The organism is Bradyrhizobium algeriense (genome assembly GCF_036924595.1).
Lineage (GTDB): Bacteria > Pseudomonadota > Alphaproteobacteria > Rhizobiales > Xanthobacteraceae > Bradyrhizobium > Bradyrhizobium algeriense.
Genome location: NZ_JAZHRV010000001.1, coordinates 1,198,511 through 1,210,964 on the forward strand (window position 1 = coordinate 1,198,511; position 12,454 = coordinate 1,210,964).

The 12,454-nt window shown below is 56.8% G+C and carries 10 protein-coding genes and 1 pseudogene; 5 read left to right on the top strand and 6 right to left on the bottom strand.

All coding sequences use genetic code 11. The features are described from left to right. Positions 1–3 precede the first annotated feature (3 nt). Positions 4–1,335: a glycosyltransferase family 4 protein gene (locus V1286_RS05745; RefSeq protein WP_334478158.1), complete on the top strand. Its 1,332-nt coding sequence runs from the start codon at positions 4–6 to the stop codon at positions 1,333–1,335. Between the two features lie 180 nt (positions 1,336–1,515). Here V1286_RS05745 and V1286_RS05750 read toward each other — a convergent pair whose 3' ends face one another. Both V1286_RS05750 and V1286_RS05755 read right to left on the bottom strand, forming a co-directional pair. Then, positions 1,516–2,463, bottom strand: coding sequence for an aldo/keto reductase (locus V1286_RS05750; RefSeq protein WP_334478159.1), 948 nt, complete (start codon positions 2,461–2,463; stop codon positions 1,516–1,518). Continuing rightward, positions 2,456–4,129, bottom strand: a complete 1,674-nt coding sequence (locus V1286_RS05755; RefSeq protein WP_334478160.1) for a GMC family oxidoreductase — start codon at positions 4,127–4,129, stop codon at positions 2,456–2,458. The genes V1286_RS05750 and V1286_RS05755 overlap by 8 nt, the downstream gene beginning before the upstream one ends. Before the next feature lie 367 nt (positions 4,130–4,496). On the opposite strand from V1286_RS05755, the gene V1286_RS05760 reads away from it, so the two are divergent. The 3 genes from V1286_RS05760 to V1286_RS05770 all read left to right on the top strand — a co-directional run bounded on the left by V1286_RS05760 (position 4,497) and on the right by V1286_RS05770 (position 7,893). Beyond that, positions 4,497–5,783: a hypothetical protein gene (locus V1286_RS05760; RefSeq protein ID WP_334478162.1), complete on the top strand. Its 1,287-nt coding sequence runs from the start codon at positions 4,497–4,499 to the stop codon at positions 5,781–5,783. Positions 5,784–6,306: 523 nt separating this feature from the next. After that, a complete protein-coding gene (locus V1286_RS05765; protein ID WP_334478164.1) occupies positions 6,307–7,053 on the top strand; it encodes an FkbM family methyltransferase in 747 nt (248 codons plus the stop codon). A gap of 36 nt (positions 7,054–7,089) precedes the next feature. After that, positions 7,090–7,893, top strand: coding sequence for a class I SAM-dependent methyltransferase (locus tag V1286_RS05770; RefSeq protein WP_334478165.1), 804 nt, complete (start codon positions 7,090–7,092; stop codon positions 7,891–7,893). A 363-nt stretch (positions 7,894–8,256) separates the two neighbouring features. Here V1286_RS05770 and V1286_RS05775 read toward each other — a convergent pair whose 3' ends face one another. After that, the gene (locus tag V1286_RS05775) at positions 8,257–9,057 is read right to left on the bottom strand and encodes a Crp/Fnr family transcriptional regulator (protein ID WP_334478166.1); all 801 of its coding nucleotides are present in this window, start codon (positions 9,055–9,057) and stop codon (positions 8,257–8,259) included. A gap of 1,222 nt (positions 9,058–10,279) precedes the next feature. Between V1286_RS05775 and V1286_RS05780 the strand changes: the two genes are divergently transcribed. Further along, positions 10,280–10,906 (top strand): class I SAM-dependent methyltransferase, encoded by a 627-nt coding sequence (locus V1286_RS05780; protein ID WP_334478168.1) that lies wholly within the window; start codon positions 10,280–10,282, stop codon positions 10,904–10,906. 180 nt (positions 10,907–11,086) lie between these two features. Here V1286_RS05780 and V1286_RS05785 read toward each other — a convergent pair. From V1286_RS05785 to V1286_RS05795, 3 genes and pseudogenes are all read right to left on the bottom strand, one after another. After that, positions 11,087–11,242, bottom strand: a pseudogene (locus V1286_RS05785) (transposase domain-containing protein); the annotation flags it as partial. A gap of 8 nt (positions 11,243–11,250) precedes the next feature. Next, positions 11,251–11,958 (bottom strand): FkbM family methyltransferase, encoded by a 708-nt coding sequence (locus V1286_RS05790; protein WP_334478169.1) that lies wholly within the window; start codon positions 11,956–11,958, stop codon positions 11,251–11,253. Next, the gene (locus tag V1286_RS05795) at positions 11,955–12,353 is read right to left on the bottom strand and encodes a hypothetical protein (protein ID WP_334478170.1); all 399 of its coding nucleotides are present in this window, start codon (positions 12,351–12,353) and stop codon (positions 11,955–11,957) included. The genes V1286_RS05790 and V1286_RS05795 overlap by 4 nt, the downstream gene beginning before the upstream one ends. Between the last annotated feature and the right edge of the window lie 101 nt (positions 12,354–12,454).

Sequence of the window (12,454 nt, forward strand, 5' to 3'; positions counted from 1 at the left end):
CAAATGGTGGAGAACATGGCACCCAACACAACATTGCCCTCATCCATGAATGTCCTACCAGCGGCCCATCGGCTGAGAATTGCTCTTGTGTGCAGCCGGTTGCCGTTACCGATGACCCGTGCGGATCAATTGACCGTCGCACACCTGATTTCGTACTTGGCCGCGCGCGGTCACTCCTTAGACCTATTCACGTTGGACACGGGAGAAAAGCCGACGCCTGAGCAGAGGGCATGGCTGGATCAGAACTGCCGGCAACTTCTTGTGTTCCGACAACCCATGGCGCGCAGCATTCTCGGGCTAATCCGGGCTGTCGCAGTCGGCAAGCCGATGCAGGTCGGATGGTTTACCAATCGCGCTCATATCCGTGCCGTCCAGCAGGCCATCTCCCTCAGGCAATACGATGTCGCCTACGCCTATTACATCCGCAGCGCCGAAGCGCTCCGCGCGGTCTGCCCCGCTGGGGCGGAACCCGATCTAGGCCGGCCTCCCACGATACTTGGCATGCAGCTGTCGCAGTCACTGAATACGCGGCGGCTTGCGAAAGACTCCGGCAGGCTGAGAGACAAGATCATATATGCGGTGGAGCAGGGCCTGGTACGTCGCTACGAGGCCATTATATGGCGCGACTTCTTCAGGACGGTCCTAATTAGCGAGAGAGACGCGGAAGAAATCTGCTTGGCCTGTCGCGAAAGGTCGGTGCCAGAGATAAGCAATTACATTCTTTCTCCGCACGGTGTTGATACGAGCCGATTCCGGCCTCGTCCAGACATCGACCCCGATCCAGCCACGCTGGTCTTCTCCGGCGTGATGGGGACCAACACCAATATTCACGCGATCGCCTGGTTTGCCAAAAACTGCTGGCCGCGCGTAAGAGCGGAGATCCCGGGCGCGCACCTCCTTATTGTCGGTCGGCGGCCGGCGCGCGAGGTCGTCCGCCTTGCTGCGTCGGACTGCGCAATTACGGTGACCGGCGAGGTTCCCGATCCTGCAGAATACATTGCGCGCGCGACAGTCTGCATCAATCCTATGCAGATCGGGGCCGGCATGCAGAACAAGTTGATCGAGTACATGGCCTGCGGCAAGGCGGTCGTAACAACGCCAGTGGCCAATGAGGGGATTCATGCGAGTTCCGGAACGCATCTCCTCGAAGCCGCCGGTGCCGAGGCATTCGCGGATGCTGTCGTCGCGCTTCTGCGCAATCCTGAGATGCGGGCAGCTCTAGGAAAGAGCGCACGCGAGTTTATCCAGCGCTATTGGACATGGGAGAAGCTGTTTTCCGAACTCGAGTCTGAGATGTTGGCGATGGCTTCCCGTGGTCTCGCAGCGACCGCGTGATCTTTCAAGGCATTTCGGCTCCGCGCGACAGTCGGGGTGCCACGCCCTAACGCGATTAGCCCCGGGGGTTGTTTCCAAAAGCGGGACCGCGTCGCCTCGCGCGACGTACCGCGTCCGCAGCTTAACCCCTCATCGGCAATCGGTCGAAGCAACCGGCTGTACACAAGCATTCAGCATGCGTTAGGCCCCTGCGGCACTTTCGCTGCTCAGGAATGCAACGACGTTGTCGACATAGTCTGGAGTGTCGCCGCACGCAATCGACCAATTGATCTGAGCGACGCAACGCCCGATCCGCGCCGCGTGACGGGATGAAACGAGAAGTACCGAACGCGGATCCGCGGCCAGTGCCAGCGTTGCCAAGATGGCCGGGTGGGCCTCGGAATCAAAGAAGTCGTATCCATAACGGCTGGATAGAGCACTTGCCGTTGCGGACCTGGTGGCAATCGCAGTTTGCAACAGCGGGAGACCATAACGCAGCACGCCATGAACCACACGCAATTCCAAGTTATTGGCAGGCAGGGCATCACCTGGCGCGTAGCGATGCTGCCAGACATCCCCGTAGCGAATCGAGTGTTCGGCAGATTCCTGCGTCCCGGTACCTAACAGACGAACCATTCCCGAGGATACAAATCGATCTAACTCTCCGAGCAGTTCAGGCGTCATATCGCCGGTCGTAGGCTCGTGTAACAGCAGGACGTCGACCCATTCGGTCTTCAGCCTTCGCAGGCTGTCCTCGAGGGAGGAGCGGACTTGGTCGGGACGGAACAGCCCGGTCGTTGCAAGAGCCTGTGCCTGGCGCAAGGCGAACTGCTTGACCGCCGGGAGCCGCAGCGCGACGGGGCGCAAGGTCTTGCGCACCAATGAAAACAGACCGGGGAGCTTGGGCCGGGCAATTCCGACCTTCGTGGCCAGTATGAAGTCGTCACGATGCGAGTGAACAAGATCGCCAACGACATTTTCGGCGAGCCCGTAAAGCGGCGCGACATCGACGTATCTAATTCCCGCTTCGTAAGCTGCTTCGAACACGGCGATGCTCTCCCGTAGGCTTGCGCCGCCGATCAATCCTCCGCCGCCCAATCCTATCCGGCAAACTTCAGCAGCCGAAGCGGGTATCTTGACCTTATGCATTTCGGTAACTCGTCAGCCGGTCACACAAGCGAAGTGCAAGCGCTAGGGCGGTATACGTGCAATTTGCATATCCTGACGTGGGAAAGGTGGCCGCGCCCGCGACATGAAGGTTCGCGGTACCGTGAACCCGAAGATCGGGGTCTACGACCCCGCCATCGAAGGTCGGCGCCATCCGCAGCCCCCCGCATTGGTGATAACTATCGACGCATTCGTCCAGTATTGAAATGTCGCGCGCGACGATCTTCGGATGAAGCTGCATGTCCGCGATCCCCATCCTCGTCAAAGCATCCCGAACAATCTCGCAGAACCGGGCTATCGTATAGATCTCCCGCCCATCAATCCTCCAATCGAGGCGCACCCCGGGCATCCCCAGGCAATCACGTCGCTCACTATCCAATCTGATCGCGCTTTCGCGGAGGGGCACCTGCTCGCAATTTATCAGCAGTCGAATGCCCCTATCAGAATGATTGAAAATCCTGTGCTCTCGAAAATAGCGGCGGATCAGCGGACCCCAGATCTTGACCAATGCCAGGCTATGACTTGGGATCGCTCTCAGGTTTGGCGGGACGGCTCCGCGTAACACTGACGAGACGAATAGCTTTACGTTATCGATGTGGTGCTGCAACGAAGAGTCAAACTGCAAAACACCGCTGATGTTGAGCAGCTTTTCGGCCGTTTGCACGCGCTCTGCCAAGCGCAATTTGGGTTGGTACTTGTGGCCGGCAAGCAGGATGGAGTCAAAGAGGTTGTCGAAGCTCTCGGTTCTCTTGCGAACCAGCCGGGCTGCACTGATTTCCAGATGATCCTGGAAACAACATCCGAGCCACCTGTTGTGGCCCCAGGGAGCTTCTCGATCATTCTGCGCGGAACTCAGCAAGAGCCGGGTGGCCTCGATAGTCCCGCAGGCGATCACGAAATGCTTGGCCGACACTCGAGCTTGCCGCCCAGTGATCGATTTGATCACGACCGTCTTTACGTAATTTGTCGCGTTGTCAAATACGAGATCGGTGACGATCGCATGAAGCAACAGCTTCAGATTCGATCGGCTCGTCAGCTCGTTCCGAAATAGTCGCGCCAGATTTCTCTCGCGCAGGGACCGCGTGAGAACGACTTCGATCGCGTCATCAAACACCGGAGCGGCGGCGCGGGCCTGTTTCCAAACATCTCCGTCGCAGTCGATACCAGGCTTGACCCCGAGGAGGTCGGCCGCACGGTCATAATAGGGCGCTATGTCTTGAAGCTTCAGCGGCCATCCGCTGTTCTCGACCCATTCTCGGTGCGCGAAATCGATCGGAGTGTAAGGCAGTAGCGTTCCGCCCCAGACGATACTGTTTCCGCCGAGTACGCGAATGCGGGCATGCGAGAGTCCATTGTGAGGATGCCCGTCATTGATTCCGACGTTCAGTTTTTGTGCGACCGGGTCGACCGTTCTTCCGCCGGCTTCGAGCACGACCACCTCATGCCCGGATCGCGCAAGCTGAACGGCTACAACAATTCCGATCGGGCCGCCTCCGACAACAACGATGTCACAGGCGGGCAGCTCCATGGCCGATATCTGGTCAAGCTCGAAAATCACGCCAACGGTAACCTCCGCAAGCGTGAGCGCTCGGCGCGGCGCCCTCGAACGGCGCGAACGACGGGGACGCTCAAAGGTGTCGACCAGCATTCTTGGGGTAGGCCGATGATGCCAGCGTATGAACGAAGCAGCCGGTGCTCACCGACGATCGGGGGATGCCCGATGGTGGTGAATTCTAAACGGCAGTAGATGCAAGTGATTATCGACACGACTACGCTCCAGGCGACACTGCATGGTCAGGAGCATTTTGGACTATAATGAACCTTTAGCCGCCAATATAGTTCCACCCATGCAAAAGGGGCGGTCGCCCGTTCAGGCATGACTGGTCGCAACGGCGGACAGGAATCTGCTCACCGCGACTAGCGGTCAGCGAGCAGGATCATACCGCGGATGTGCGGACGTTGCGGTTATTTTTCGACTGTGCGCATCGTCGCCAGACCCGAGCCGGAATGTAAAGATGAACGTTTATACGTATCTGACATTAAAGGCATGGAATACCGGTCTCCAGCTCGCGTTTGGAATTCTCACTACGTACGTCTTCCTGCGGATCCTCTCACCCGATGTGTTTGCCGCATATATTTTGGTTTCTGCTATAGGCGCTTATTCGAGTTTGGCCGATCTTGGCTGCTCAAATCTTATCTATGTTAGTATGCGGAAGGCGTATTTGGATGGCGAACATCTGGGGACAGGGTTGGAAGAGGCGTTGGCGGCGCTGCTTACATATGGCGCGGTAGTTCTTCTCGTGCTTTTCGTCGTCGGTGCGTTGATTGTAGCTAACGTCATTGATAACCATGGTAGACCGCTGAATCTCATCCTGTACTTGCTGTTTTGGCTGCTGCTGTTGCCGTGGAACATAGTGAGGACCACGGCAAATGCCGTCGACCTTTATGTCCCTTTTGAGGTTCTCGAGTTGACCCGCCACTTGCTGGTGACCGCATTCTTGATAACGCTGTTGGCGGGACTTGAGGTCAGAGAATATCTGATCGCGGTAAACGTTGTTTGGGGGGCTTGCTTCATGATCGCGGCATTCTACGGTCGCCGCTTATTTGATAAGTTCGGCGCCGGCAAAGGCTCGATCGCCGCGGCCGTCGTTCGTCTATATCGTGATCGGCTGGCCAGCATGAAAGCCGCCGCTGCTTTCAACGTGAGTGCATTCACGATCTATGTCTTCCCATATTTCATAATTCCCGCCATGTCGTTTCCCAGGGATGCTCTGGTAGTATTTGATACGTTTTACAAGGTCGGTCGCTTTGGCGCGACGGCGTACCGAGTGGCCGCAGATGCTTTCCTGCCAATGCAGACACGGGCAGTGCACGAGGGCAGAACACGAGATTTGATGTCGTCGGTTGGGATGGTCTTGGCCTTTCAGTTCGTCATCTTCCTGGTTGGTGCAATTTGCTTGTTAGCCGGGTCGGATCGGATCTTTCCAGTGCTCCTCAACGGAAAAGTGGAGATCAGCCAGGCGATCGTGTTGATGATGGTGGCAATGCTCCTCCTGGAGCTCTTCCAGCTTACGCTCGAGATAATACTCATCAATTCGGGCTTATTCGAACCGATGGCAAAGTTGTACGTGACCGTGGTGACCGCACTGGGCACGGTTGCACTTGTAAGTTACCTATGGGAATTGTCTTTCCCGTTGTTTCTTGGAATGTATGTTCTGGTCTACGGGGTTGGCGCAATACTGCACGTTCCGCTTTTCTTGCACTATTTCGGTCGGCAAAATCGCGTCAGCCAGACTGACTGAACTTCCGAAATCTGCGGAGATTACTCCAGTTAGCGTAGTGGTCGCTACGCGTAATCAGAACGAAAAATCGGTCTGCGGCCGTCTCGGGAGCGGGCGGCATTCGAGGCCCCGCTGCGGGATTCGGTGGGTTTGGATAGTGAGGCCGTAAACGGCACAACGCCAGGCTTTGGCCCAGGCCTGAACCGTCTGGGGCCGGCCGAGTACAGTGACCGCGCGGTAGCAAGTTCGTGCGCTTGCGTTTTGTGCGCGCTGCCTGGAACTCGTTGGCTTCCAGCGTGTTCCCACTCCTGGCATGGAGGAACATGCATTGACCTCTCTTCCGACGAAACAGCCACCAGTTTGCGGCTTTTTTTTCGGTCCTGATGACCCGGTGCGAATTTGCGGGGGAAGATCAACACGGTGACCACCGGACAGCCGGTCGAGCGCGAATTCGTCGGTCAGTTTCACGCATGAAAGTGTCTCGCATGCCCCGCGGTCTTCCTATCGGAGCGCTGTTCGCACGGCAACAGCGGGGGCAGGAGTCATGCTAAAGAAGATGGGCAAGTTGCTGGAAGCGCTATCAAGCCCGAGTTACTGGAGCGGACTGCGACACGGGATAGCTCCGACCATCGAGCACAGGTTGGCGCTGCAGCGGTTGAACGTAAGGACGGTGCTCGACATCGGTGCCAACAGAGGCCAATTTTCGCTGCTTGCCCGATGTCTCTACCCCGCGGCGACCATTTATGCATTCGAGCCGCTTCAGCGCCCTGCTGAACAGTTCCGCGGGCTATTTGCAAATAACGCTAATGTGCATCTTTTCCAGGTGGGCATCGACGAGGCTCTGGGCGACACCAAAATGTTTGTTGCCAACGATCATCATGCCTCGTCGTCGATCCTGAAAGCGCACAAGCAGTCACAGATATTCGGCTCGCGAGAAACAGGGGAGGAGACGGTTCGTGTCGGCCGACTCAACGACTTTCTACCTCTCGATAGCATACGTCCGCCCTGCCTGCTCAAGATTGATGTCCAGGGCTATGAGCTGCAGGTCATAAATGGCTGTCGTGAGGTACTGCCCCTCGTTGATTATCTGTACGTCGAATGCTGCTATGTCGAGTTGTATGCGCGTCAGGCGCTCGCTCACGAAATACTGCGTCGGCTGGGAGAATTTGGCTTCGCTCTCCGGGGCACCTTCAACCAATACTGCGATCCGGAGGAGGGGCCTGTGTTAGCCGATTTCCTTTTCCAATCGTTGAAATCGATGGCCGCGGTCCGGGCGGCTCAGTTGAAGTAACGACGCTTCCTCAAGAGCGCCAGGAGCGGACCCGAAATGCTCAAGAGCGACGTTCGCAGCTTCTGGGACCAAGGCTCCGCTGGCGAATTCTGGGCTGTCGGATCGGAGGCGAAGTTGCGCTTCCTTACTGAGGAAAAGTCGCGCTATCAGTTTGAACCTTTCATACCCGTTTTCGCCGACTTCGCCGCCGCGGCGGATCGGGTCGTGCTCGAGATCGGCATCGGCATGGGGTGTGACCATCAACAATGGGCACAAGCGCGCCCGAGACGTCTGCTCGGCACCGACCTGAGCCAGCGTTCCATTGGCTACACGCGCGAGCGGTTCGATTTGTTCAATTTAAAGTCCGATCTAATATTGGCCGATTGTGAATGTCTGCCGCTATCTTCCGGCTGCGTCGACATTGTCTATTCATGGGGGGTAATGCATCACACCCCAGATACCCGGCAGGCGGTTCAAGAGGCCCACCGCGTGCTACGGCCTGGTGGAACCGCAAAGATCATGATCTATCACAAATGGTCGCTGACTGGCTATATGCTCTGGATGCGCTACGGCCTTATGCGAGGGCGACCTTGGTTGGGACTCGAGTACATCTACGCGAATTTTCTGGAAAGTCCGGGCACCAAAGCCTACACCGTCGACGAAGCACGCCAACTGTTTGAGCAATTTTCCGACGTTCGCATCGCCATACAAGTGAACTACGGCGACCTGCTCCAAAGTGAGGTCGGCCGACGACACCGCGGTCCGCTGCTCACCATCGCAAAGAAGCTATGGCCTCGCTGGCTGATCCGCAGATTGTTGAAGCGGCATGGCTTATACCTGTTGATCACCGCAGTAAAATAGAGCGCGCTTCGTCTACTCGTTCCCTTCGCCAATGTCATGCCTCTTCAACTGCAAATGTCGGGGTCTGGCGAGTTCGCGACAAATGTGAGTGTCGGCAGCATGCTACCATCCTTCTAACGGCGAGGGATGTCGTGAAACGCGAAGTAGGGCAGGGAGGACCAACAGGATGACCTGGCTCCGGCTTAAAAGACGACTTGGAGATCAACGCCGCAGGATCAGAGTTCCCGAAGGAAAGTGCCTGTTAAGAGCAAGGCTGGCATGAGGTAGGTCGATCTTAAGGGCTGCTTGATTTCGAGCCAAACCGTTATCGTGATCGAGAACGCGCGCGATCGGCTCTTAGGGCTGAGAGCATGACCGAAGTGCTCACACAATCATCGGCCGCCAACTCGGGCGCGTCAAGGTGGCGTTGTGTCCGTGGATGAGTGGGTCGATAATAGATTCCTGTCCACGTAACCGCAGATAGTCGGGGGCAAATTCGGCGAGACGAACCAGCTCATTCCAGTTGGTTATCGTAATCGTCTTTGATTGCCACTGAAGAATATTGGCGCGGCGCAACTCCCGGATGACCCGGTTGGCATGAATCGCGGAAATGCCACAGGCGGCGGCGAGGCCCGATTGCATGAAGGGTGAGGGAATCCGAAAATCCCGGGCTAGGCCAACTGCGCGCAAGCGCGCTGTGACCTCACATAGCAGGTGCGCCACGCGCGCCAGCGCATCCCGGCTTCCCAGGTTGATAATGCAGTCGCGCGAGGCGGCGGCGTCGGTGAGCAGCAAGAACAATAACGCTCGCGACATCGACGGCGACAGCGCGGAAATCTCCCGAAAGAACCTGTGCGGCACGGATGCGACCACAGCTGGCCTGAGCGTGACCAGATCGAAGTCGATACGAGGATCGTGGACCGTGTAGAGGTCTGGCACGTCGCCCGGCACGTGAATTGAAGTGATCTGTCCGTGGTGGTTGTCGACATCCTGCCAGCAAAGATAACCCTGCAGCAGTAAACAGCAATGGTTCGGGTGATCGCCCTTCTTAAGGACATGGTGACAAGAGCCATAGTGGCAAATGCTGCTCGGCATATTCGCAAGCAGTTCAAGATCACCGGGCGATAGTTCGACGATGCTTGCCAAGCGATCGGCGAACCTTGAGAACGCAAATCCAGTTTGCATACTTTCTTACCAAACTGCTTACCAAATTGCGTCAGCGCCGCCCTTGCCTCTACGGATGCAGAGCGGATTATGTCCTCAACCTGTGACACCCCCCAATTTCGCGATTGACCGTCGAGGTGAACGGTACATCAATGGTCAGTTCGACGCATGGGGTAACAAAAGGTTCCTTTATACATACGAATTGATCTCTTTCAGTCGATTCGAGGGTAACAGCCGCTCTTGCACCGAACGCGGTCAGCAGGGGAACCCGTTAAATGCAAGTGGGGGCAGTCTGTCGTACATGGATTAGATGCCCGTGTTTGGGCGGTCGCAGGGCCAACTGTCGCAGCAACTTTCGCGGGGGATCGCCGCGCTACAGCTTTTCGCTTTCGAGAACGCCTTCTCAAGCTGAGAGCGCTCCTGCACACGGTTGCTGGGGCGCCGTCGAAGTCTTGTGGAGCGCCCGAGTGTCCGTGCGGGGGCGGGCGCCTTGCCAAGTGAAGCGCGGTATTGAGAACTATTATGGACGGCGATAAGTACAGTTCCCAGATCGGACGGCTCGAAGTTGTGAAGACGGGCCGGCGGTGCTCGTCCGAGGATGGGAAGTTTAGGATCGTCTCAGGCGCCGCGCCACGTCGCAGCCGCGGCGGTAGGCCTTTCGCACTCGTTACTGTTCCGATGGCGACGGTCACCCCAAGCCGAAGGATGTTCCGGGCAACAAATGGGCTTCGTACCAGCGAGGACGTCCCCGGACTCGGGGGTGACGCCCGGTCCAGTCGGGCAGGCCAGCAGCGGGGCGATCGAGATCGAGTTTGCGGCCGGGCTCGGATGCGGATCACCGGGGTGATCGACGTGGTTATGCCGTCTTGCGAATGTTCGTCACGGGCGCGCCGCCGGCGCGACGCGGTGGCGGCATGCCGAGCGCGTCAAGATCATCTCGCGCTCGCCGCCGGCATTGCAGACCACCGGGTCACGGTATCCTGGAACACTTAGGCGCAGGCGGTGGGTTTCCGACGTAGCGGTTGACGGACAAGGAAAGGCCGTTCTTAATTGCCAGCCATGAGCGCAAACTGCTCTTTGACTTCATCCAAGTTGACGAGACAGAGCTTGGAGTATATCGGCGTGTTTTTTAAGAGTTCGTTTCCCGCCGGAATCATGATGCGAACTTTGCACTAAGAGCGCCGTCTTGCACGCTTGTGTAGGTCGAATAAGCCCCAGTTACACAACAAGAAGGAGGGGTACAGTGGTTGGCATTTCAGAGTTCAAATATAGCGGCGGCTCCCTGAACGCTTCCCATCGTTACTTGTTGCCCGCCATTCTGAATATCTTGCACAACACATCTTCAAGCGTTCTGGAGAAATCGCTGTTTGAGTTGGGCTGCGGTAATGGATCAGTGGCTAACGAAATTCATAAACTCGGATTCCGAGTTGCCGGCGTCGATCCTTCAACCGAAGGCATCGCGATGGCCAAGCGGCACTATCCCCATCTCAATCTAAGAATCGGGTCTTCATACGATGACCTCAAGGGACAGTTTGGAACATTCTCGTACGTCATGAGCCTTGAAGTCATCCCGCTTGTCCATGATCCGAGGCCATTTTCCAGAACCATTTGCGAGCTTCTTACAGATGATGGCTACGCTATGATCAGCACGCCATATCATGGCTATTTCAAGAACCTGGCTATCGCCGCTGTTGGGGGCTTTGACAATCACGTCAACCCTCTATTGGACTATGGGTATGCTAAGTTCTGGTCGGTACAAACGCTGAGAACTCTCCTGGAGGAGACCGGATTCAGATCAATCGAATTCGTTCGGGTTGGGCGTATTCCTGCACTCGCGAAATCGATGATTGCGGTAGCCAGAAAGAAATGAGGACACACGCGCGCGACATAGGTAAGTGTCACTTCCCTTAAGGGCGTCCAGTACAGCGAGCATCCTAAGTTGTTTGGGTGTACGTGCTGGCTGCCGCTGGTGCGATTGCCCACCCGAATATGTACGCATCCGGCGACGGCCCTGGTTCGGTCGCCTTGGGCCGCCAATGCTTGTTTGCGTTTAAGCTGCGTGAGCGACGTTCGGAGGGCGCCAGTTCCAGGGGCTGAGTTCGTAGATGCGCTTGACCGGATGAGCCGGCAGGCGGGCCAGCACGTCGGCGAGCCAAGCCTGGGGATCGATGTCGTTGACCTTGGCGATGGCGATGAGGCTATAGATCGCGCTGATCATTTAAGCGTCGATTTTCTTAGACCCGCAATGTGGGAAGCATCGGTCCAAACCACATCAAAACCGGCCTGCTCCAAAATCTTCTGAATTTCAAGCGGAGCAGTTCGCATTCCGCGCCGCGCAAGAGCGAGAAAATGTACTTCCACAAAGACGCCGCGTAATTCGGGGTTCCGCAGCGTTTCCGTCATGCCCTTCAGCACTTCGAGTTCAGCTCCTTCGACATCAATTTTGATAATTGCCGGTGCATTGAGGGAACACATTGAGTCGCCACGTTTTACCGAGGCTGGAATGGTTGCGCTGTTCCCGGAATGAACAACTAAGCTGTCTGTGACGGTTGAGCCTCTCTCAGCTACAAAGAAGTCGGCCTCTCCATCGAAATCAGATAAGGCAACTTCCTGCAAAATCACACTCGGTTCCGTTGCGAACGAGGACCGCAATTGCGCAAAGGCTCGAGGCGATGGTTCGAACGCAATGACCTTACCATCGCGGCCCACGCGATCAACAAAAAGCCTGGTGTACAGGCCTACGTTCGCGCCTACGTCCCAGACAAGATCGCCTTCCCTTATGTTGGTCAGAAGCAGATCGCGAAAATTTTGTTCATAGGCCTCGCTGAAAATCCTTCTGTAGATCCTCAGCATTGGACGAAGAATGTGCAGTTGCTGCGCGAGTGCTCGTATTTGGATCAACAGTGGATTTGCGTAATTCACGACAATCTCCTTAGTCCCCGGTTCGGCTCGCCCACAGCGCGGCGGCAGGAGGGGATTAGTATCTCGATGTCAAGCGGGGCATCGGCGTCGATCCAAGCGCAATGCCCGGGCCGCAGCTTCCGAAGAGACTTGAGCATTGTGGAAGCATATGATGACCAGACAAATGCGAGGTGGTTCGCTACGGATCCAATGTCGATGTCGCGTAGTATATCCAGGCACACCGTCAACTTGCCCGGCGCCTTGATGTCTCCGATCAATGGAAATGAGGCCCGGCCATTCAGATCGATCATCTCCTGCCGAAAATCCCGAAGACCCACTGTCTCGAGCACGTCGAGGGGTGGCAGAAGATTCTCGCCGCACGCAGCGACAGGGGCGAACGGGATCGCGATGATCATTAGGGATCGCCGAGCGGACCCAAACAGGCGCAATCTCATTGCGTTCATCCTGCCCTCCACCGTGGCCCGGGGATGCTGGTTGCTACAACGAGGCCCGCCGC